Raw genomic sequence first — 21,387 nt, 5'->3', positions numbered from 1 at the left:
CTTTGAGATGGAAATACTAGACGCTTTAATGGTCGTTTTCACTCTGGAAACGATAACGATGATCCTGTTAGGGGTATTCGCGGGTATTATTATCGGCGCATTACCGGGCCTAACAGTAAATATGGGGATTGCATTACTTCTCCCATTAACTTACTCCTTCCAAGGAATGACAGGGATCCTCCTATTATTAGGAATGTATTGTGGTGCCGTTTACGGTGGCTCAATTACTGCGATATTGATTAGTACGCCGGGTACTCCCGCTTCTGCTGCAACGGTATTGGATGGTTATCCAATGGCGAAAAAAGGTGAAGCAGGACGCGCGCTGGGTTTATCTACGATGGGTTCTATGTTTGGGGGGATCTTTAGTACGATTGCCCTGATTGTAATAGCGCCTCAATTAGCAAAAGTGGCAACAGGTTTCTCTGCAGCTGAATATTTTGCACTCGCGGTATTTGGCATAAGTATTATTACCAGTGTATCATCGCAATCGATTGTGAAAGGATTGATGGGCGGTGCGATAGGTTTAGCGATTGCAACAATTGGACTTGATCCAATGACATCTGGGCCTCGATTCACCTTTGATACTGTGTACCTAATGGGTGGGGTTTCATTTATCCCTATCTTGGTTGGTTTGTTCGCTTTCTCTCAAGGCTTGATCAGTTTTGAAGAAGAGTATCGTGAGCGCAAACAAAAGAAGAGTGAAAAAATTAATGCGCGTATTCACCGTGTATTACCGACATGGGCTGATTTTAAACGTGTGTTACCGACTTATTTCCGTTCATCTGCTATTGGTACAACGATTGGCGCAATTCCGGGAACGGGTGGAGATATCTCATCATTTATCTCTTATAACGAAGCAAAACGTTGGTCTAAACACCCTGAAGAGTTTGGTCACGGTTCACCAGAAGGTGTTTCTGCACCAGAAGCCGGTGCAAACTCAGTAACAGGCGGAACCATGGTGCCTTTAATGACTTTAGGTATTCCGGGTGATGGCGCAACCGCCATTATCATGGGTGCATTTATGGTTCAGGGATTGGCATTAGGGCCTCAGCTCTTTACTGACAATCCAGTTGAAGTTAACAGCATCTTTATTGGCTTGATGATGGCGAATATTTTCCTCGGTATCTTAGGTTTCTTATGTATGAAACTCTTTGTTCGAGTGATGGATGTTCCGCGTCGCGTATTAGTACCAATTATCTTTGTATTATGTAGTGTAGGTGCTTATTCTGTGAACCATAGTATCATTGATGTATTCGTGATGATGGGAGCAGGGTTACTCGCTTACATTATGATTAAGCTCGATTTCTCTATGTCTCCTGTGGTTATCGGGATTATCTTAGGGCCGATGGCGGAATCAAATTTACGTCGTGCTTTAATGATGTCTCAGGGTGATTTATCTATTCTGTATACACGCCCAATTACTGCGACATTCTTAGGTATTGCGATACTAACGTTGATCCTACCCATTATTGGACCTTCGTTAAAAGCAATGTGGAAGAAATACCGAGCTAAGCCTGCTCAGTAAAGGTTAACTGGCCCTCATCATCAAGGTGAGGGCAATATCAATATGGAATATTAATGGCAAAAACAGTTGAACAGATTGCAAATGACCTGAATTTGTCTATTACCACAGTCAGATTGGTATTAAATGGCAAAGGTGATCAATACCGTATCAGTGCAAAAACGCAAAAAAAGATCGCGGACTATGTTGAGGTGTTTGGTTATACCGTCAATCATGCGGCTAGAAGTTTAAAGCTTAATAAAACAGATACCTACGGATTGGTTATCCCTCGCCTTTCTAACCCATTCTTCGCCGCTTTGGCTGAAAAATTAGAGATGCATTGTCACCAAATTGGTTGTCAGCTAACGATTAGTTGTACCTATGGTGATATCAAAAATGAAAATAAACTCGTTAAATCAATGGATGAGCGTAATGTTGATGGTATTTTCATTGTGTCATCAAGCCGTAAAAATCAGCTACATCATGTGAAGCATCGCCAAAAACCATTGGTTTTTTTAGATAGAGATTTCTCTGTCAGTGAGGCTATTTGTGTCGCTTCAGATAACTGTGACAGTGGTGCTCAACTAACAAGAGCGATGATAAAGCTAGATGCGCCAATTCATTTTTTTGCGGGTGATGCATTATTACCCACCATCGCAGCGCGTTTGCGCGGTTATGTGCAAGCTATAAAAGGACATTATGGTGATGATAACCGAGTGACTGTCTCTTATGCTGAGCATAATACAACCAAAGATGGTGAGCTGATGATGAAACAGTATTTAGAGCAACATCAGCAAATACCCTCTCATTTTATTGCCTCATCATTGCCTATTCTTGAAGGTTTATTGAGTGTTATTCGTCAGCGTGAAGGAAGTATTCCGGCTCATCTTCATATTGGTACCTTCGATGATCATGTGATGCTCAGTTTTTTACCTAATAATGTGTGGTCAATGAAGCAAGATGAAGCTTTATTGGTCGAAAAAGCTTTTGAAATCATGTCTGCAAAGATAGCAGGCACCGCAGTTAAATCCCCTGCATTAATAAAAACACAGCTTATCGAGCGCCTAATTTCTACTCAGTGAGTCAATTAAACCGCTTATTCGCCTCACTTTGTGAGTAGATTAGGCTTTCTATTCGCCTCACTTTTTGAGTAGAATAGAGTTTATATTTGACTCATGAGGTGATTTATGTGGATTTGGCAACATTCAAACTGGACTCATTTCAGATTTAACAACAATACCGTGATCCCTTTACTTATTGATACTCGTTTTGTTCAAGGGATGCTCTATGGCCAAAGCCAAATGTTGCCTGAAAACAGTACATCTGCCTTAGATTCTATTTTGGCAAATATTATTTATTCGAGTGATATTGAAGGTGAAAAGCTAAATGTATTTTCTGTGCGCTCTTCACTAGCGACTCGTTTAGGTATTGTAGAAGAGAAAACATATCCAACTGATGAAAAATCAGAGGGTTTTGTGCGAGCTGCATTAGATGCTATTAATAACTTAGATGAACCATTAACTCATGAACGTTTATTTCAATGGCATAGTCTATTGTTTCCTGAAGGACATTCTATTTTAAATCCTATTACTTCAGGGAAATACCGAACAGGTATTGTTCAGGTCGTTTCAGGTAAAAGAATTGATAAACCTATTGTACATTTTGAAGCTCCGCCACCTGAATCAATAGAAACTGAGATGGCATTATTTTTGGATTGGTTTAATAAAACAAGAGTTCATTATGAGCCTAATTTGATTATCAGAGCGGCTATTGCCCATCTGTGGTTTTTAACTATTCATCCATTTGAAGATGGAAATGGGCGAATAGGCAGACTTATTATGGATTTAGCATTAGCTCAAGCTGAAAATAAAACAGTCAGATTATATGCGATGTCAAAAACGATTAATGAGCATCGCCAAGAATATTATGACGTCATCGAAAATACCCAAAAAGGTGATGGTGATATTACATTATGGCTTCAATGGTTTTTACAAATGCTTCAATTATCTATTTTGGAAGCTACACATGAAATTGATAAGACAGTAAGAGCAACTAAATATTGGCAAACCCATGATCAAGCGTTGTTGTCGCCAGAGCAATCAAAAGTTATCAATAGAATGCTTCAAGGGGATTTTGTCGATGGAATTAATAATAGTCAATATAAGAGTGTGGCAAAAGTAAGTCGAGCAAGTGCAACAAGACATTTAGCATTTCTTGTTGAGCAGGGTTTTTTAGCAGACAGTGGGGCTGGCGGGCGAAGTGTGAGATATATTTTACAAGACTAAATTATTATTATTTAGCCACAATAGGAACATTAGTCTGCTCGTTTTATTGTTATTCTTTTTTTTACTTTTATAAATGAGCGCTACTCTACTTATCTCGTTTTAACAAAAATAGGGGCTCTTGATTATCTGCAATCAGAGGCTCATAATTTAAGCGGATAGTTCCATTTTATTAATATAAAAGGATATTAAAGAAAGATGAACGATGATGTTGACCGATGTCCTGAGTGTGAAGTAAGGGCATATTATACGAATGATTTTGTTCGTGTTTATCAAGCCTATTCAAATACTATTGCTCAGAGCGCAGTCGCAAACGGAACATTTGTTTCGCCCCCTTTTAGTATGACCCGTATGACTTGGGTAAAACCTTCCTTTCTTTGGATGATGTACCGTTCTGGTTGGGGACGTAAAGACGCTAATCAAGCTTCTATTCTTGCGGTTGATATTACGCATGAAGGCTTTCAAGAGATGCTGACACAAGGTGTTGTGAGTCATTTTGATCCAGACCGCTATACTACTGCTGAAGCTTGGAAAGAAGCGTCAGAAACCAGTAATATCCGCATTCAGTGGGATCCTGAACGTGATATTTATTTGAATCGACTCAGTTATCGTACCATCCAAATTGGTTTGCGAGATCAAGCAGTTGAAAAATATTGCAAAGAGTGGATTGTGAATATTACGGATATTACCGATAAGGTACGTAAAATTGATGCTTGTATTGCTAATGGTGATCTCGACACCGCATACAGCCTATTACCGATAGAAAAACCGTATCACTTTGGTGAGTAATTCATCAAGATGTCACCCCGCTTAATTGGCGGGGTAATTGTAAGATTGGATCAGGCTTGCACAAGTTCAGGACGAACACCTAACGTATGGCAAATAGCATAGGTTAATTCTGAACGATTAAGTGTATAAAAATGGAAGTCTTTGACTCCTTCACGGCTTAAAATCTTCACCATATCAATAGCAATTGAAGCACCTACCAGACTACGGGTTTCAGGATCGTTATCTAACCCATCAAACATTTTATGCATCCAACCCGGAATTTTTACATTGGTTAAACCTGCAAAGCGTTTTAGTTGTTTAAAATTCGTGACCGGTAAAATTCCCGGCACAATCTCAACATCAATACCCGTTGAAACACAGCGATCACGAAAACGTAAATAGCTTTCGACATCAAAGAAAAATTGCGTGATCGCGCGATTTGCTCCCGCATCTACTTTTCTTTTTAAGTTAATTAAATCGGCTTGTGCACTTTTGGCTTCAGGATGCACTTCAGGATAAGCCGCAACAGAGATATCAAAATCACCTACACCTTTGAGTAAGTGAACTAAATCTGTAGCGTACATATCGGGTTTTTGAGTGTTATCTGGCAAATCGCCTCGTAAGGCAACAATATGGCGGATGCCACTTTGCCAATAATCTTGCGCGATATGTTGTAGCTCTTCATGGCTAGCATCAACGCAAGTTAAATGCGGTGCGGCTTCTAATCCTGTGCGCTCTTTAATTCCTTTAATAATCGAGTGCGTTCTATCTCGCTCGCCTGAGTTTGCACCATAAGTCACAGAAACAAAACTCGGTTTTAAGGTATTTAAGCGCGCAAGAGATTGCCAAAGAGTATTTTCCATCTCTTCGGTACGAGGCGGGAAAAACTCAAAGGAAACTTGGATCTGACCATCAAGTTCGGCAAGATTTTGATTTAATGCTTCATGTTGGCTTGCGTGATAAAAGCTCATACCTGTACCTCATCAATCATGTCACTGTGTTGTTATTCTTATTTAAGTATCACTACTTATTTACCCATCTAACCATTTAGACGTCTAGATGTAGATTCTCTTAATTCGGTTATTTAGTCAACAACTATTCACCCTGTTTTTGATGAGGATAATTCAATAGAAATGAGAGAAAACTTCATGTTGAAAAGGGCTCTATGATGAAAATGAGTGTATTGAGAGGCCAATTCTCTCATTTTTCTTCTACAATAAAGCTAACTAACGTATTGATGAGGGGCGAAATGATCACTTGTAAACGTGTTTATGATGATAAAAACGGTGAGCATGAAGGTTATCGTGTGTTAGTCGATAGGCTATGGCCAAGGGGCGTGAAAAAAACAGACTTTCATTATGATGAATGGAATAAAGGTGTCGCGCCTTCGACTGAATTACGAAAATGGTTTCATGGCGGAGGGGGAGATTTTACTGAATTCACGCAACGTTATACGCAAGAATTAATGGCTACACCTGAGCATTGGCGACCTCTTCTTGTAATAGCAAAAGAGCAACCGCTAGTATTACTTTATTCAGGTAAAGATAAGCAACAAAATAATGCAACCGTGTTAAAAGTTTTTCTAGAAAAACAGTTAGCACACTGTTAATCATGAATAATTTGAGCGTTTTGGTAAAAAAAAGCAAAAAAAAGTGGCGCGGTATTAGGCGCCACAAAAATTGCTAATAAAAACATCGAACAGAGTCAGAGAATATTTTTACTACTCTTATGCAGTGTGTGTATTTGCCACTAACCATTGACTAATACGTTGTTTTTGTTCGTCATTTAGCCACATGCCGAGTTTGGTACGACGCCAAATAGCATCATCAACTTCGATAACCCACTCATGTTTCACTAAATAACGTAATTCTGCTTCATACAGATTATGACCGAAGTTTTCACCCATACCTGCTAAATCAGTAATACCTTCAAGCAGTAATTCAGTGTTGCTACCGTAAGTGCGAGCAAAACGCAGTGCCAGTGCTTCTGGTAACCAAGGGTGACGTTGACGGATTAAACGTGAATAACCATCACGATCACAACCTTCTAAATTACCACCTGGTAATTGACCATTTTTAGTCCACGGTTTACCCATGTTAGGGAAGTAAGCAACAAGTTTATCAACAGCGTGCTCACCTAATTTACGATAAGTCGTTAATTTACCACCAAATACAGATAACAGTGGTGTTTGACCATTATCATCATGTACATCTAAGGTGTAGTCACGGGTAATCGCTTGTGGTGAATCTGATTCATCGTCACATAATGGACGCACGCCAGAGTAATCCCAAACCACATCTTCTTTCGTTAACTGCTTCTTAAAGTGATCGTTATAGACTTTCAGTAAATACTGAATTTCGTTGTCATCAATAGCGACATCTTTAGGATCACCGTTGTATTCAACATCCGTAGTACCGATGATAGAGAACTCATCCATCCAAGGAATAACGAAAACAATACGGTTATCTTCGTTTTGTAAAATATAAGCTTGTGGTTCGTTATGAGCGCGAGGAATAACAATATGGCTACCTTTAATTAAGCGGATGCCATAAGGTGATTTCAGTTTTAAGCCTTCATCAAACAAGGTTTTAACCCAAGGGCCTGCTGCGTTTACTAAGGCTTTCGCTTGGTAGAGAGATGTTTCACCAGTACGTAAATCTTGTGCTTCTACCATCCATAAATTATTTTCACGCCAAGCACGGGTTACTTTTGTGCGAGTGCGCACTTCACCACCACGACGGACGATCTCTTGTGCGTTGAGCACCACTAAACGTGCATCATCAACCCAGCAGTCTGAGTATTCAAAACCGCGTGTTAATTCTGGTTTTAAAACAGAGTTTGCACCGAATTTAATGCCTTTACTGCTTGGTAGGCTGACACGTTTTCCTAAATGATCATAAAGGAATAGACCAATACGGATCATCCAAGCTGGGCGTAAGTGTGGCTGATGTGGCAGGCGAAAGCGCATTGGAAATGCGATATGTGGTGCTAAGCGTAATAATACTTCACGCTCCGCCAGTGCTTCGCTAACTAAGCGAAACTCATAATGTTCTAGATAACGTAAGCCACCATGAATAAGTTTAGAGCTCGCGGAAGATGTCGCACTTGCTAAGTCTTGAGCTTCCAGCATAAGTACTGAAAGGCCTCGGCCAGCTGCATCCGCCGCAATTCCAGCGCCGTTTATTCCGCCGCCGATGACAATCAAGTCTTGAGTTTTCATAACATCCTCCTACGAATGCGCGAAACAATTCTTTAATGTTCGTTTTCGCTCATAATTGTAATGAAGTTTGATGAAAATGCCAACTATATAACTGATAAAAAACATAACCGCGTGATATGGATAACAATTTATTATCATATCCACATGTTTTGTGGGTTTATTAAAAATAAACAACATTGTTAATGTGTTAATAAAAAAAGAGAGTCGGTATATCAGAAAAGAGAGCAAATAGAGTGAGTTAACTTAATTTTAGTAGAAAATAGGCGAAAAAAAAGTACCTAAGAAGGTACTTTTTGAGGAATTTATTCAGTTAACATAATTCGAGTTGAACGTTGTGTTGCTCAACAATTTTTTGGATCCCTGCTGGTGGTTCTTGATCGGTAAATAAGTAGTCGATCAAATTCATATTGCCTAAATTCACCATTGCATTACGACCAAACTTAGAATGGTCAGTCACCAACATTACACAGCGTGAGTTTTCGATAATTGCGCGTTTAGTTCGAACTTCATGGTAATCAAACTCAAGTAGAGAACCATCCATATCGATGCCACTTATCCCTAAAATACCGTAGTCAAGACGGAATTGAGAGATAAAATCAAGTGTGGCTTCACCGACGATGCCACCATCTCGTGTACGCACTTCACCACCTGCAAGAATTAAGCGAAAGTCTTCTTTGCCCATCAGTAACGTTGCCACATTGAGATTGTTGGTCACGATACGTAGGTTTTTGTGGTTAATTAAAGCATGCGCAACGGCTTCAGGTGTTGTACCGATATCAATGAACAGTGTTGCACCATCAGGAATTAAGCTTGCGACTCGTTGTGCTATACGTGATTTTTCATCAGACCACATGATTTTACGATCATGATAAGCCGTATTCACTGAGCTTGAAGGTAATGCAGCACCACCGTGATGACGTTGGATTTTGTTCTTTTCCGCTAATTCGTTTAAATCACGTCGGATTGTCTGTGGGCTGACTTCAAAATGCTCCACCAATTCTTCAGTGCTGACATAGCCTTGTAGGCGTACCAGTTCAATGATGGCATCATGTCGTTGCGTTTGCTTCACAGGTATCCCCTAATGTTAAAAATATCATGTTAATTTTATTATGATCTACGAGATAATTGATGTCGATTATCCCACAAAGCCATCAATAAGCCGATAAGGAAGCCTGCAAAATGTGCAGTATTTCCGATAGAGTCACCTAAAACGCCCATGTAACCCGCAACAATCCACAAAATCGAAAAGCCGATTAAGCCTGTTGGAGCACCAATACCTTTTTCTGGATTACGTATTCCTGTTAAGCCTACATAACCAATTAATGCGTAAACAACACCAGAAAGCCCACCAAAATTAGAGTCTGTGAATAGTGATTGTGCCCAATTACTAAAGAGCGCAGAAACGAGCATGATGACAAATAATTTACCCGTACCTAATCGTTGCTCTGTTTGACTTGCGAGATACCACCACATCGCAAGGTTAAAGGCAATGTGCATGAGTGAGAAGTGAACAAACGCAGGAGTGATGTAGCGCCAAACTTCAAAGTTCAGGCTCTCTTTATAAGGCCACGCCAGATGGAGCATAACGTTATAATCGCCTACGACTTGTTGCCAAATAAAAATAAGGACACATAAAATGACCACCAGCACCGTTAATGGGCCTGAGCGTTGCACCATATTTTTTATCGAAAAGGCAGGACGATATTTTATACCCGTGTTTTTCGGATCACCGGTTTGCCAACTTGCTGCTTGGTAACGTGGGTGAAAAGGCTCACGTAAAAAAGTATTTAGTTCTTTTTCAACCATATCCAACTGATGTTGGTCTTCTAACCAAAGTGAGATCTGTTGATTTTCATTTTTTGCGTGAATTCGCACACCTTTTGTTGTCATATAATTGACAAACAAATCAGCAGCTTGAGGGTTAGAAAGCGTAATAATGTGGATCATTAACAAAACTCATCTGTAGTTATTGCAGAGAAGTTATCGCTTGTGGAAACTCTCTTAGCCATGCTTCAAAACCCCCATTGATACTATAAACGGTTTCAAAGCCCATATTGACCAGATATTGAGCTGCGCCTTGGCTGCTATGACCGTGATAACACATCACCATCACAGGAACATCAAAGTCAGCATCTTGTAAAAATTGGTTTAGCGTATCATTGGTGAGATGAAATGCGCCGGTAGCATGACCAATGCGGTAACTCTGAGGATCTCTAACATCAACTAAGATTGCTGATTGAGATGCCCAGAATTGATAGGCTTGTTCAATGCTGAGAAACTGAAACTTATCCATAATTGTCTTATTTATTATATTGTTAATTGATTTATTTGTTCTGAGCGAGAGAACGATACATTTATCATAACGTCAAATGAGTAAAGATGACGTTACACTTTGTAAATCATTATTTTAATAAACAAATCCCCCATGATATCAGTGTAGGTGAGTATCATAGGGGATGTGATACAGAGAGATCAGTAGTAGGAGTGTTCGCCGCGTTGGTGTTCAGTTAAATCTTTCACACCTTTCAATTCACCTGGGAACTGGTTTAACAGCTCTTTTTCGATACCATCTTTTAATGTGACATCAATCATGGAACAACCGTTACAGCCACCACCAAATTGTAAGATAGCATAACCATCTTCAGTGATTTCCATCAGACTAACGCGACCACCATGACCGGCTAATTGTGGATTAATTTGTGATTGCAGTACGTATTCAACGCGTTCAATTAACGGTGCATCAGCATCGACTTTACGCATTTTTGCGTTAGGTGCTTTCAGCGTTAATTGTGAGCCCAGTTGGTCAGTGACAAAGTCAATCTCCGCATCTTCTAAGAAAGGAGCGCTGATGTCATCAACATACGCAGAAAGTTTTTCGAACTTAATTTCAGTATCGTTTGGCTCTACGGCATCAGGTGGGCAGTATGAAACGCCACATTCAGCATTAGGTGTACCTGGATTGATAACGAATACACGAATTTGGGTGTTGGGTTCTTGGTTAGCCAGTAGTTTGGCAAAATGCGCCTGTGCGGCATCAGTAATAATAATCATATCGTCTTGCTCAATAGTTGACTGTTCTGGTTGGTTATCATACGCCCAATTGGCGGTTAACTACAAGGTTCGGCAAATCGCCCATACCTCAACAGAGCGTGCTCCCGCACGAAATAACAAGGGTACAATGCTCTTTAATGTCGCGCCTGTAGTGATAACATCATCAATTAGTGCCAGATTTTTCCCTGATACCGACACTGTGTTATTTAATACAAATGCATTCTTTAAATTTTGTTGCCTTTGTTTGGCATTAAGATGCGTTTGCACCAGTGTAGCACGAGTTCTTATCAGGGTATCCGGTTGATAAGCACAATTTAGCCACCTTGCCAAAGGCTTAGCGATAGCTTCTACTTGCTCAAAGCCTCTAGACCAACGGCGATGATGATGCGAAGGAACGCTAATAATTCTGTCAGGTTTTTGCACCAAATTTTCTCGCCGATGTGAAAGCCATCGCAATAGAAAAAGTCGTGCAAGACATAAAGCTATTTGAGGGCGAGGTTGGTATTTATAAAGGTGTAATAATTTATTTAATGGCGGTTGATAGTCCGTGACTGTCAACATGTGTTTCCATAATGGAGGCGATTGCAAGCAGTGTCCACAAAGCATCATAGAGTGAGATGAGGGATATAAACAGCATGGGCAGCGGTTATGCTGTTTAGGTAAATGTCGAATACAACTCGAACAAATACCTTTAGTATCATAATGTAAGGGTTGGCGACATAACCAACAATATCCTGCTATTGTTATCCACATAATGAAAATCCCTGTACTAAGAGAAGAGAGCATAACAATGAATAAATTGTATTGGCAGACAATGGGTGAAGGAAAAACGCATCTTGTGCTATTACACGGGTGGGGATTGAATGCAGAGGTCTGGCAATCATTAATACCGCGACTAAGCTCGCACTTTACACTGCATCTTGTTGATCTCCCAGGATATGGTCGTAGCCAAGGTTTTCCTGTTCTCACATTAAAAGAGATGGCTGACATTGTTTTTGCTAAAGCTCCTGATAATGCCATTTGGTTAGGATGGTCTTTAGGTGGATTAGTCGCTAGCCGTGTTGTTTTAGATAATCCCAATAATGTGCAAGCGCTGATTACAGTGGCTTCTTCACCTTGTTTTGGTGCTCATGAGGATTGGCCGGGTATCAAACCTGAAGTGTTAAAAGGGTTTGAGCAGCAGTTAAACGAGAATTTTCATCGTACAGTTGAACGTTTTTTAGCACTACAAACATTGGGTACGCAAAGTGCGCGTGAAGATATGAAGGCATTAAAGTCAGTAGTATTAGAGCAACCACTGCCTTCTGTCGAAGTACTTAATGGTGGACTAGAAATTTTGCGTACTGAGGATTTACGAGAAGAGTTAAAAACGTTGAATTGCCCTTTTATTCGTTTTTACGGCTATTTAGATGGTTTAGTTCCTCGGAAAGTGGCTGGGTTATTAGATGCTATTTATCCACATTCACCTTCTGTTATTTTCCGTAATGCGGCTCATGCGCCTTTTATTTCACATCCAGATGAATTTACTCAAGCGCTAATTGAGGCTTGTAATATTCGTTCGTGATTATCTTAAAGATCTGCCTTTATTTAAATTAAGGGCAGATTTCTTTATGCAGATATTATTTATTCAATTTCAACAAAAGTATGAAAGATCGGGGCATTTTTGATGGTATCTGAAAGTGGACAAGTGTGTTCAATAAAATTAATAAATGTCTGTATTTCCTCTTTTGTATTATCAGCTTGAATAAAATAATGTGTTGAAATACGACTTAAACCGATTTTTACACGCTTATTCTTTCCCATATATCCATCAGGATCGATCTCACCTTTCATCTCAATACGGATATTTTTAAGGTTAATACGGTGAAGCCGTGCAAAACTCTTAGCAACGATTCCTTTACAGGCGCCAATTGAGGCGAGTAACGCTTCAATTGGATTAACACCACTGTCTTCCCCCCCATAAGCAACAGGCTCATCAATAATTAACGTAAATTGTCGTGAAGCACATTGCATTTGTAAGGGAGAAGATGCGTCATTAGTGATAACAGATGAAAACTCAATAATTGGCATAATATTATCCTTTAAAAAGGGAATGTTATTTTTATCATCCAATAAGTGATATTACTTATCATGCCAATTAAGCGTAGGTTATAGCCTAAAAATAGCGAGTTTAGAGCACATTTTTCGATAAAGTTAATTCTTATTTTATGTCAGCTGTAACAATGCCGCCCTTTTATTAAGGGCAGCAATAACGACATGATTATGCGATTATGTTTTCGAGATGAAATGACGTTTCTAGGATCGGTGCATTTTTTATTGTGTCTGCAACAGGGCAAGTGCGTTCAATAAAAGCGATAAATGCAGCGATCTCTTCCTCACTATTATCTGCTTCAATAAAGAACTCGGTCGTAATTTTGCTAAAACCAATTTTGGCTTCTTTATTTTTTCCGGTAAAACCATCGGTATCTAATTCGCCTCTGACTTCAATACGAATATTTTTAAGATTAATTTGGTGCATACGTGCAAAGCTTTTTGCCACGATACCTTTACAAGCACCTAGTGTACCTAATAGTGCTTCCACAGGGTTCATTGCACTGTCTTTACCTCCCAGTGATACAGGTTCATCAAGTAAAAATTGAAATTGGCGCGACGCGCATTGCATTTGTAATCTGCCTTGCTCGCCTGTGGTGATCGTTGATGAAAATTCAGTTATTGGCATAATTTTTATATTCTTATAAAGTGAAATTAAATAGACGTCTTTACGTCTATAGTTAATGGATTATGCCGTGATAGTTAGGAAAGTAAATCATTAAATAGGAAGATGAAAATGATTCACCTTGTGCATTAGATAAAAAAATCCCCTACACAAAGTAAGGGATTTTCATGATGGTATTTATCAATTTGTTAGGCTATTTGATAAAGCTTTGTCTGGCAGGCGGTGGCTTCTGGGCAACTTTTACAGCTACCCGTAAGACAATCCTCGACATCGACTTCTTGAAGCTTACCCATTAATGTGAGCCGCTCTAACATTGCTTGCACCAACGGTTCAGGCATATTGAGTTGATGGCTGATAAGACGGGCATCGGCTCGACCATTAAGGGCGATACAATCACGTACTTCTATCAAACTGGCCATCTTACTTTTCCTTTGTCACTTAGTGACAGCTACCTTTTGAACAACATTGTTTAGCCAATGATGGCTTATTGCTTAAGTTAATTGTTAGACGATTACGAGCATTACGCAACAAGATAAATAGAATTAAGTTAAATATCACAACCGCAGCAATGGTGATTGTACTGCTTTGTGGATGCTCGCTAAAGGTTGCGACTTGATAGAACAGCGCAGCCAGTGAGTAAGCAATATTTAATCCCCAAAGAATAGAGAAGGTCATCCAGCCACGACTGGTTTCACGAGCAATAGCACCCATTACTGAAACACAAGGTACATACAGTAAAACAAAGATTAAGTAGCTATAAGCAGCAGTGCCTGAGCCAAATTTAGCACCCATGGTTCCCATTGTGCCAGTATCCATTTCACCATCACCTTTACTAGCTTCAATTGGGTTAGAAAGTGCAGCTAAAGTGAAGGTCTCTTTTAAGCTATCCCATGTTTCACCAAAGGCATCACCAATTTCTCCCCATAGGTCGAATTCTTCAGGGTCAAATGGCTCATTAACAATGCTTTCTGCGGTATAGAGGGTATTTAATGTTCCCACAACCACTTCTTTTGCCATCGCCCCAGTAACTAAACCAACCGTTGCTTGCCAGTTATCATTGTGAACACCAATAGGTTGCAGTAGTGGTGTGATCACTTTACTGACAGACGCTAATGCAGAATCATTGATGTTATCCGCTGGTTTACCAGAGAAGGTAAAGCTATTTAGCGCACCAATAAACATACTCGCAATAATGATGACTTTACCTGCACGTACAACGAAACCTTTTAGACGTTGCCATGTTTGCATGAGTAACGTTTTTAGGTGAGGAACGTGATAAACAGGCAGTTCCATCACGAAAGGTGACGCTTCACCGCGCATAATGGTGTGTTTTAGTAGTAAGCCTGTGAGGATAGCAACCACAATACCGAGAAGATAAAGTGAGAAAACAATACTCGCACCATTTTTACCAAAGAAAGCTGCCGCAAATACCGCAAAGATAGCTAAACGAGCACCACAAGACATAAACGGTGCCATTAATACCGTGATTAATCGTTCTCTTGGTGCATCAAGAGTACGCGCACCCATAATAGAAGGTACGTTACAACCAAAACCGACAATCAGTGGTACGAATGATTTACCCGGTAACCCCAGAGCCTGCATCAATCTATCCATAACAAACGCAGCGCGAGCCATATAACCCGAGTCTTCAAGGATAGATAAAAAGAGATACATCATCCCGATTTGTGGCACTAATGGAAGAACCGTATTGATACCACCACCGACACCTTGAGCAAGGAAAATTGTCAGCCATTCAGGGAAGTTAAAAGTTGCACCAATCCATTGAATACCATGAATAAAGATAGCTTCAGAGCCACCTTCAAAAGCAGGTTGTAATGCACCACCGATATTAATTGCGAGTACGAACATTAAATACATGACAAATAGGAAGATAGGCACGCCTAACCAACGGTTTAATATCACTTTATCGATATTTTGTGTCAGGATATTGGGCTTAATGGATTCCATATTAATCACAGCATGACAGATGCGCTCAATATTTTGATAACGGGCATCAGCAATGACTAATTCTGGTTCATTATTATGTTCATCTTGAATTCGTTGACGAATGGCTTTGATATCTTCACTGGTGATTTGAGCGCGTTGATGGGTATAGATATCCCCTTCTAAACACTGTAATGCCATCCAACGACGTTGCTGTAAATTAAACTCATCATGATTAATTTTTTCAGCAAGTGTCTCGACTTCATTTAATAACCATAGTGGATAAGAAGTCAGTAATTCTTGTGGTTTTTTCTTTTCAGCAGGGAAGGTATCAATGGCTTCTTTGAGTTTATCAATACCAGATGCTTTGGTTGAAATCATCGGAATAACAGGGCAACCCAGTTGCTCTGAAAGTGCGTTGATATCAATTTGCATATCTTGGTGTTCTGCAATATCGAGCATGTTTAATGCCACAATACATGGAATGCCAAGCTCAAGCAGTTGCAATGTCAAATAGAGGTTACGCTCAAGATTTGATGCATCAACCACATTAATCAGCATGTCTGCTTCATTACTTAAAATGAAATGGCAGGCAATTTGCTCATCAAGAGATGTCTGTTCTGAAATTGTCGTTAAAGAGTAAGTCCCGGGTAAATCGACGAGCTCAATTTTATGATTTGCAGTAGTGAAACGACCAACTTTGCGTTCGACCGTTACACCTGCCCAGTTACCCACACGCTGACGAGAGCCTGTTAACTGATTAAAGAGTGTTGTTTTACCGGCATTGGGATTGCCGATAAGGCCTATAGTGAGAGGAGTCATAATAGTGATGCCAATAGTTGTCTTGCCTGGTTGAATGAGAAATAACGATTATTTTTCGTTATGAACCACTTCGCTAAGGTTAATGAGTGCGAGATCTTTTTTTCTCAAAATTAGGGATACTCGGTGCGTTTCTATTTGAATAGGATCACCCAGTGGTGCGATACGGATAACGTTAAACACAGCGCCGGGTAACATACCTAAAGATAATAGTTTCTGTCTGTATGCCGGGCTAATCTGAGGTGAGTAGCTCAAGATTTTATAACTGTGATTTGGGATCAGAGACATAATCGTCCTTCCACGAATATTGATACAAAAAATAATGATACTGATAGTTATTTACACGTATGAGGTTCATACCGTCATGGTCAGATTAATTATAATAAATATTTTTAATGCTAATGAGAATTATAATTATCTTTATTGGGTATAATTTAGCCTAGTCTGAGCTTATCTGCACTTGATTTAAATCAATCTGAGAAAAGATATTGAGATGAAATTAGACTGTTTATTTTATCTGTTACTGGACAAAAACAGAATGTGAAAAGTTGAAATGCTCATGTAGCAACAAAATAACAATCAATTAATAATGTTAACGGATGATAATATAAAAGTAGATTTCAAGAATATGAAGAACGCGAGCTTAAGTAAAAAGCTCACGTTGTCATGGTGAATACCCGCTAATTAGTGGGTTTGCTGGTGGCTAAAAAGTTGGTAAATATTGTTAGGGGTATAGCTATCAGCTTCGTATGAAACGACCCAATCTGTTATTAGTGTAGTGTTGATAGGATAGGTTTCACCTTCTTGCATATCCTCAACATAAAATGGCACGTTGAGTAATTTTGCATAAATCGTGTCTCCATCTCTAGACTGTGGTACAAACCACATATGCTCTAGCTCTTTTTCTTCCCCTTCACCATAAGGAATGCCGAACTTGATCATAAACTGCCAAGGGTTTTCGGTCTCTTCAGGTTTGTCTTTTCCTAATAACTTAGAGAGAAAACCACTTTTTTTCTCAACAGGCGGTTGATTGTAGTTATCAAACATAGAAACGAAGTATTCCCAGCGTCGCTTGGCTTTTTCAGACATCTCGTAGGTTTCTTCATTACTGCGCAGTAGCATCATCGCTTGTTGTTCTTCATAACCTCTAAAGAAGGTTTCTAAAACAGGGTTTTCTTCATTGGTTCTAAAGAGCATAGAAGAAGGATGTTGATGATATTCATCACGATCAGCTAAATCACCCAAGAAAATACCATTTGGTGCGCCTTCCGTGTCATAACGCATCTCTTCTAAAGGTCTAAGGTTTTCAAGTGGTGTTGATTGATTAACATGGCGAATACCTTCTTCAAAAGGTAATGCGACAAGATACTCCAAGCCTGATGATGTTTGACCACAAAGCATCGGTTCACCAAATTCGATTTGACGATGATTAATACTGTTGTTAACAAAGCAACGGAAGAGATCAGGAATACCATAGTAAGACTCAAGCATACTGGGAATAACTAAATCGACTTCGGTTAAGCCGCAGCGTGCTAATCCATGAGTGTGGAACCAGAACATAGTCGGTGGTTCATTTTCTGTGTCATAGGCAGCATGAATAACATATAAGCTTTCTACTTCGGGATAGAGATCTGGGGTCTCTAATTGAAAGCGTATCCACTCAGGCGTTAATGCCTTACCTGCCGCTGATTCATCTAATGCTAAGACCATTTCAGGTGCGATGATATTGAGAAAGTTCAGTTGATGGCGATAACTTGCCAAAGGATGCAAGGCTTCAGTAAAGAGTGTTTCTAATAATAAATCTTGAGTTGTCGCATTTGCATGTGCGAGTAGTTGTGGTGTGAGTTCGTCAGTCGAATACATTGGACGTATTTCGTAATCTTCATCACGAGGGTAAAGACAGACGAAAAAATGTAACTCGTCATCACCATGTTGGCAGCGATAGAAAAAACCGTCGTCAATATTTTCACTTAGATAATTTATCTCACCATCAGTGTAATCGGTTTGCTCTTCTAGGCGTTGTTCAATAAGCGCATAGTTTAGTGGCTGTGCAGGGAAAGCCACTATACGAGAGGGCACTTTTTCTCCTTGCCCGGCTGCGATATCTAAGTACTGCTGTCTGTTATCCATATTTTTTATCACTCGTATATTAAAGATAGAAAAATAGAATATCAGGGATAACAAGAGAGGAATAGATGGAGTTATCTGAGCTTGGGGTAGTTAATTGATCTATTGTTAATAGTGAGGATTAATGAAAAATAAAAAAGCGAGTGTCTTATAAAAAATAACGGATATCAATAAGTTATTGATATCCGTTAGATGTAAGGTAATTAAGGCGAATGATTAGCCTTTTGATTATTTACCTTTCAGTAATTGCATGATGTCTTCAGTTTTTTCTTCATCGTCATCATCTTCAAACTCAATACCTAGCTCAACCATTAATTCGTCAATACGATCAAGGGTTTTCTCAGTATAAGCCTGTTCTTCTGCATTGAGTTTTTCACCGTTTTCAAGACGAGACAGTAATTCATCTAAACGTGTGTCGTTTTCTAACAGGTCTAATTCTTGTTCAGGCGTTAAACGAACTGGCTCAGCTTTAACTGGCGCAGGTTTTTTCTTCACGACTTTTGGTGCATCGCCCACAATCAGAGGGATCGGTTTTTTGCTACCAATACGTGGATCTTTCGGTGCTGTATTTTGAGCTTGCTGTTTATTTTCCGCTTCCTGCTGACGGTTACCGGCAGGATTGCCACGGTGTTTCTTTTGACGTTTACGTTCACGTCCTTCCGCGTTCAGCTCTTCACGTGATTTTTTACGTGCTTTAGCTGCGGGCTTTCTTTTAATCATATTCATAATGGTAACTCGATAGTGATCTTCTTGGTTGCGCAATCTATCAGAAACAAATTTTCAATAAAAGCGCAAATTTAAGACAATTTAATTTTTGCTCACGTACAATGTGCGGTTCGTTTCACTATACTTTACTGTGTTGAGACGTCAATTAATGACCAAACTAAATTAATCAACTTAAATTTCTATTTATTATGACATTATCATCTACACAATTACGTAAACCAGTATATTGGTGGGTTATTGGTTATGCAGCACTTTGGATCTTAGTGAGTTATCTCTTTGACCCTACTGTGCCTTATGATGCCGTAGAGGCTGTCAATTGGGGCACTAACGGAGGGTGGGGTTCCCCTAAAAATCCTTGGTTTGTTGGCTTTATAATGACACCTGCTATTTACGGCGGTATCGATTTTAGCTTTTATTGGTATTTTATCCACTTTATTATCATTGCTATTGGATTATTAGGGGTTTGGAACTTAGCTTATAAATTGACGCAAAATACTAACTTAGCTTGGTTTGCTATGTTGGCGCTTAATTTATCTGGTGTTATCAACTTTGATATTATCCCTTATAACGATAACTATATTCTAGTTGGTTGTTGGGCATGGGCGTTCTATTTTTTCCTTTGTGCTATTAATGATAATCAAAAATATTGGATTGGTTTTGCGATTACGATGGGTATTGCCACAATGGGGAAATATTCATCATTAGCTTTTATTGGTTCTGTATTTTTATCAAGCCTTTTTGTACCTAAAGTTCGAGCAAGTTATTGTTCACCTTATTTCTATTTAGCATTGGCTATTTGGTTTGCTTTTGTTATTCCCAACTTTATTTGGTTATGGCAAACCGATTTTGCGGCGTTTAAATGGGTCGATTCTCAAATAGAGAGCCGTTTTAATTTGCGTACGACGCGTGCTGCACTGACTGTTTTTTACCCTGTGATTTTAATGTGGGGGATTTTACGTTTTTATGGTGGACGTGTAAGTTGGTCTGCTTCTAAAGATAGCCAATTACTCAATTTTATTTTTCTGTTTCCATTAACGATTATTTTTATTTGGTTTAGTTTTCATGAAGGGGGGCGTATCACTGAGTGGTTGCAACCTTTTATGTCAATTGCGACTGCACTTTTTGTGGGCTCAATTAGTGTCATGCCCAAACGTTCATTGCGTGGTGCGCTGTATGGTTTAGGTGTTTTTGGTATGTTAGTTGTTTCTGGTTATACCGTTGTTCAAGCCGCTAATGTGCGTAATGCAGGTCAAAAATTTATCGGTATAAAAACCTTTGTGCAAAATGTTGAACAAGCTTGGCATCAGCATTATCACACACCGTTAGCGTATGTTGGGGGGGAATATATGCATGAATGGGTCACTTTTTATGGTAAAGATAGGCCTCTATCTTCACAGCCTTGGATATTAGAAGAAAATGTGCAGCCTCCGAATATTTATAATCGACATATTACGCTCCAACAATTAGAGGAAAAAGGTGTCGTATTGGTGGGTAAAGTTGGCTATTACTGTGAAAAAGCCCATTTTGATGAAGGCTTAAAGCACTGGCCGAGTTTAAAAATAGCCGATACTCAAGAGATCATGTTTCGTGCTGAACCCGATGCTATTGCTGAGCCTGTTTGTATTGCTTTTGTGGCCCCAAAAACACATAAGGAAAAGTAGAGATGCGTTATGCTGATATTCAGGTTGAAACAGAAAGATTAAGATTGCGTCCTTTTGAAATGGGGGATGCTGAAGATTGGTTTAAGATCATGAGTTCAGCTGAAGTGACGCGTTATTGGAGCCATCTTCCTTGGCAGTCACTGCGAGAAGCGCAAGAAGATATTATTCAAGATATCACGCATATGGAAAGAAAAGAGTATCTGCGCTTAGCGGTGATAGATAAAGCAACAAATGCACTGATGGGCATGTGTGTTTTCTTTAATCATTACCCAAATTCACGACGTGGTGAAATTGGATATTGCCTTGATACAGCTTATCAAGGCAAAGGTGTTATGAAAGAAGCGATGGTTGCGTTTATCACGTATCTTCAAACACATCTATCTGTTCGTCGTTTAGAAGCGGATATCCACCCTGATAATAAAGCATCTGCTGCGTTGTTAGCGAAATTAGGTTTTGAGCAAGAAGGGTATTTAAAACAGCGCTGGATAGTCGGTGATGAAGTTTCTGATTCTATTGTTTTTGGTTTGCTGTTGCCCACAAAAGCAGAGTAATTGCAGAAAATAGAAAGGCAC

Annotated in this window: 22 protein-coding genes; 8 read left to right on the top strand and 14 right to left on the bottom strand. The window is 39.5% G+C overall.

Features of this window, described 5'->3' with window-relative positions:
• The first annotated feature begins 7 nt into the window (after positions 1-7).
• The 4 genes from NBG71_RS15385 to NBG71_RS15370 all read left to right on the top strand — a co-directional run bounded on the left by NBG71_RS15385 (position 8) and on the right by NBG71_RS15370 (position 4,572).
• Entirely contained in the window at positions 8-1,525 is a 1,518-nt protein-coding gene (locus NBG71_RS15385) for a tripartite tricarboxylate transporter permease (protein ID WP_075671204.1), read from the top strand.
• A gap of 53 nt (positions 1,526-1,578) precedes the next feature.
• The gene (locus NBG71_RS15380) at positions 1,579-2,583 is read left to right on the top strand and encodes a LacI family DNA-binding transcriptional regulator (RefSeq protein WP_075671206.1); all 1,005 of its coding nucleotides are present in this window, start codon (positions 1,579-1,581) and stop codon (positions 2,581-2,583) included.
• A gap of 105 nt (positions 2,584-2,688) precedes the next feature.
• Positions 2,689-3,786 carry a Fic family protein gene (locus tag NBG71_RS15375; RefSeq protein WP_109419336.1) on the top strand — a complete coding sequence of 366 codons (1,098 nt, stop codon included), beginning with the start codon at positions 2,689-2,691 and terminating at the stop codon, positions 3,784-3,786.
• 195 nt (positions 3,787-3,981) lie between these two features.
• The gene (locus NBG71_RS15370; RefSeq protein WP_159242132.1) at positions 3,982-4,572 is read left to right on the top strand and encodes a DUF4291 domain-containing protein; all 591 of its coding nucleotides are present in this window, start codon (positions 3,982-3,984) and stop codon (positions 4,570-4,572) included.
• 50 nt (positions 4,573-4,622) lie between these two features.
• Here the strand turns inward: NBG71_RS15370 and metF are convergent, their stop codons facing one another.
• Positions 4,623-5,522, bottom strand: coding sequence for a methylenetetrahydrofolate reductase (gene metF, locus NBG71_RS15365; RefSeq protein WP_250916987.1), 900 nt, complete (start codon positions 5,520-5,522; stop codon positions 4,623-4,625).
• 278 nt (positions 5,523-5,800) lie between these two features.
• Between metF and NBG71_RS15360 the strand changes: the two genes are divergently transcribed.
• Complete coding sequence (locus NBG71_RS15360) at positions 5,801-6,160, top strand: DUF488 domain-containing protein (protein WP_250916986.1); 360 nt, start codon at positions 5,801-5,803, stop codon at positions 6,158-6,160.
• 117 nt (positions 6,161-6,277) lie between these two features.
• On the opposite strand, the gene glpD is transcribed toward NBG71_RS15360, so the two are convergent.
• The 6 genes from glpD to gntX all read right to left on the bottom strand — a co-directional run bounded on the left by glpD (position 6,278) and on the right by gntX (position 11,575).
• Entirely contained in the window at positions 6,278-7,771 is a 1,494-nt protein-coding gene (glpD, locus tag NBG71_RS15355) for a glycerol-3-phosphate dehydrogenase (RefSeq protein ID WP_075671216.1), read from the bottom strand.
• Between the two features lie 310 nt (positions 7,772-8,081).
• Positions 8,082-8,840 (bottom strand): DeoR/GlpR family transcriptional regulator, encoded by a 759-nt coding sequence (locus NBG71_RS15350; protein WP_006534541.1) that lies wholly within the window; start codon positions 8,838-8,840, stop codon positions 8,082-8,084.
• Positions 8,841-8,878: 38 nt separating this feature from the next.
• Positions 8,879-9,718 (bottom strand): rhomboid family intramembrane serine protease GlpG, encoded by an 840-nt coding sequence (glpG, locus tag NBG71_RS15345; protein WP_075671218.1) that lies wholly within the window; start codon positions 9,716-9,718, stop codon positions 8,879-8,881.
• 19 nt (positions 9,719-9,737) lie between these two features.
• On the bottom strand, positions 9,738-10,064 hold the full coding sequence (gene glpE / locus NBG71_RS15340; protein ID WP_075671220.1) for a thiosulfate sulfurtransferase GlpE: 327 nt from the start codon (positions 10,062-10,064) through the stop codon (positions 9,738-9,740).
• Between the two features lie 179 nt (positions 10,065-10,243).
• Positions 10,244-10,822: a Fe-S biogenesis protein NfuA gene (nfuA, locus tag NBG71_RS15335; protein WP_075671222.1), complete on the bottom strand. Its 579-nt coding sequence runs from the start codon at positions 10,820-10,822 to the stop codon at positions 10,244-10,246.
• A gap of 60 nt (positions 10,823-10,882) precedes the next feature.
• The gene (gntX, locus tag NBG71_RS15330) at positions 10,883-11,575 is read right to left on the bottom strand and encodes a DNA utilization protein GntX (protein ID WP_075671224.1); all 693 of its coding nucleotides are present in this window, start codon (positions 11,573-11,575) and stop codon (positions 10,883-10,885) included.
• A 37-nt stretch (positions 11,576-11,612) separates the two neighbouring features.
• Here gntX and bioH point away from each other — a divergent pair, with 37 nt between their 5' ends.
• Positions 11,613-12,386, top strand: a complete 774-nt coding sequence (gene bioH / locus NBG71_RS15325) for a pimeloyl-ACP methyl ester esterase BioH (RefSeq protein WP_099659209.1) — start codon at positions 11,613-11,615, stop codon at positions 12,384-12,386.
• Positions 12,387-12,445: 59 nt separating this feature from the next.
• Here the strand turns inward: bioH and NBG71_RS15320 are convergent, their stop codons facing one another.
• The 7 genes from NBG71_RS15320 to yihI form a co-directional block, all read right to left on the bottom strand.
• Entirely contained in the window at positions 12,446-12,892 is a 447-nt protein-coding gene (locus tag NBG71_RS15320) for an OsmC family protein (protein ID WP_075671228.1), read from the bottom strand.
• Positions 12,893-13,082: 190 nt separating this feature from the next.
• Positions 13,083-13,541, bottom strand: a complete 459-nt coding sequence (locus tag NBG71_RS15315; protein ID WP_250916985.1) for an OsmC family protein — start codon at positions 13,539-13,541, stop codon at positions 13,083-13,085.
• 185 nt (positions 13,542-13,726) lie between these two features.
• On the bottom strand, positions 13,727-13,957 hold the full coding sequence (locus tag NBG71_RS15310) for a FeoC-like transcriptional regulator (RefSeq protein WP_075671232.1): 231 nt from the start codon (positions 13,955-13,957) through the stop codon (positions 13,727-13,729).
• A gap of 19 nt (positions 13,958-13,976) precedes the next feature.
• Positions 13,977-16,304, bottom strand: coding sequence for a Fe(2+) transporter permease subunit FeoB (gene feoB, locus NBG71_RS15305; protein WP_250916984.1), 2,328 nt, complete (start codon positions 16,302-16,304; stop codon positions 13,977-13,979).
• Between the two features lie 48 nt (positions 16,305-16,352).
• Entirely contained in the window at positions 16,353-16,589 is a 237-nt protein-coding gene (gene feoA, locus NBG71_RS15300; protein WP_036914344.1) for a ferrous iron transporter A, read from the bottom strand.
• 396 nt (positions 16,590-16,985) lie between these two features.
• On the bottom strand, positions 16,986-18,431 hold the full coding sequence (locus NBG71_RS15295) for a DUF4026 domain-containing protein (RefSeq protein ID WP_250916983.1): 1,446 nt from the start codon (positions 18,429-18,431) through the stop codon (positions 16,986-16,988).
• A 225-nt stretch (positions 18,432-18,656) separates the two neighbouring features.
• Positions 18,657-19,154: a Der GTPase-activating protein YihI gene (gene yihI, locus NBG71_RS15290; protein WP_075671238.1), complete on the bottom strand. Its 498-nt coding sequence runs from the start codon at positions 19,152-19,154 to the stop codon at positions 18,657-18,659.
• 188 nt (positions 19,155-19,342) lie between these two features.
• Between yihI and NBG71_RS15285 the strand changes: the two genes are divergently transcribed.
• Both NBG71_RS15285 and NBG71_RS15280 read left to right on the top strand, forming a co-directional pair.
• Positions 19,343-20,815: a glycosyltransferase family 39 protein gene (locus tag NBG71_RS15285; protein WP_075671240.1), complete on the top strand. Its 1,473-nt coding sequence runs from the start codon at positions 19,343-19,345 to the stop codon at positions 20,813-20,815.
• Between the two features lie 2 nt (positions 20,816-20,817).
• Positions 20,818-21,366, top strand: coding sequence for a GNAT family N-acetyltransferase (locus NBG71_RS15280; protein WP_109419323.1), 549 nt, complete (start codon positions 20,818-20,820; stop codon positions 21,364-21,366).
• The last annotated feature ends 21 nt before the right edge of the window (positions 21,367-21,387 follow it).

Source organism: Proteus sp. FZP2095, assembly GCF_023701425.1.
Classification (GTDB): domain Bacteria; phylum Pseudomonadota; class Gammaproteobacteria; order Enterobacterales; family Enterobacteriaceae; genus Proteus; species Proteus cibarius.
This window is presented reverse-complemented; position numbering and strand designations above follow the sequence as displayed.

Coding starts and splice junctions, on each gene's coding strand:
- feoA (WP_036914344.1), bottom strand. CDS start 16,589: ATGTCTCTGATCCCAAATCACAGTTATAAAATCTTGAGCTACTCACCT.
- glpE (WP_075671220.1), bottom strand. CDS start 10,064: ATGGATAAGTTTCAGTTTCTCAGCATTGAACAAGCCTATCAATTCTGG.
- NBG71_RS15360 (WP_250916986.1), top strand. CDS start 5,801: ATGATCACTTGTAAACGTGTTTATGATGATAAAAACGGTGAGCATGAA.
- NBG71_RS15280 (WP_109419323.1), top strand. CDS start 20,818: ATGCGTTATGCTGATATTCAGGTTGAAACAGAAAGATTAAGATTGCGT.
- metF (WP_250916987.1), bottom strand. CDS start 5,522: ATGAGCTTTTATCACGCAAGCCAACATGAAGCATTAAATCAAAATCTT.
- NBG71_RS15385 (WP_075671204.1), top strand. CDS start 8: ATGGAAATACTAGACGCTTTAATGGTCGTTTTCACTCTGGAAACGATA.
- NBG71_RS15380 (WP_075671206.1), top strand. CDS start 1,579: ATGGCAAAAACAGTTGAACAGATTGCAAATGACCTGAATTTGTCTATT.
- NBG71_RS15375 (WP_109419336.1), top strand. CDS start 2,689: ATGTGGATTTGGCAACATTCAAACTGGACTCATTTCAGATTTAACAAC.
- feoB (WP_250916984.1), bottom strand. CDS start 16,304: ATGACTCCTCTCACTATAGGCCTTATCGGCAATCCCAATGCCGGTAAA.
- NBG71_RS15285 (WP_075671240.1), top strand. CDS start 19,343: ATGACATTATCATCTACACAATTACGTAAACCAGTATATTGGTGGGTT.
- gntX (WP_075671224.1), bottom strand. CDS start 11,575: ATGTGGATAACAATAGCAGGATATTGTTGGTTATGTCGCCAACCCTTA.
- yihI (WP_075671238.1), bottom strand. CDS start 19,154: ATGAATATGATTAAAAGAAAGCCCGCAGCTAAAGCACGTAAAAAATCA.
- glpD (WP_075671216.1), bottom strand. CDS start 7,771: ATGAAAACTCAAGACTTGATTGTCATCGGCGGCGGAATAAACGGCGCT.
- NBG71_RS15315 (WP_250916985.1), bottom strand. CDS start 13,541: ATGCCAATAACTGAATTTTCATCAACGATCACCACAGGCGAGCAAGGC.
- NBG71_RS15320 (WP_075671228.1), bottom strand. CDS start 12,892: ATGCCAATTATTGAGTTTTCATCTGTTATCACTAATGACGCATCTTCT.
- bioH (WP_099659209.1), top strand. CDS start 11,613: ATGAATAAATTGTATTGGCAGACAATGGGTGAAGGAAAAACGCATCTT.
- glpG (WP_075671218.1), bottom strand. CDS start 9,718: ATGATCCACATTATTACGCTTTCTAACCCTCAAGCTGCTGATTTGTTT.
- NBG71_RS15295 (WP_250916983.1), bottom strand. CDS start 18,431: ATGGATAACAGACAGCAGTACTTAGATATCGCAGCCGGGCAAGGAGAA.
- NBG71_RS15310 (WP_075671232.1), bottom strand. CDS start 13,957: ATGGCCAGTTTGATAGAAGTACGTGATTGTATCGCCCTTAATGGTCGA.
- nfuA (WP_075671222.1), bottom strand. CDS start 10,822: ATGATTATTATTACTGATGCCGCACAGGCGCATTTTGCCAAACTACTG.
- NBG71_RS15370 (WP_159242132.1), top strand. CDS start 3,982: ATGAACGATGATGTTGACCGATGTCCTGAGTGTGAAGTAAGGGCATAT.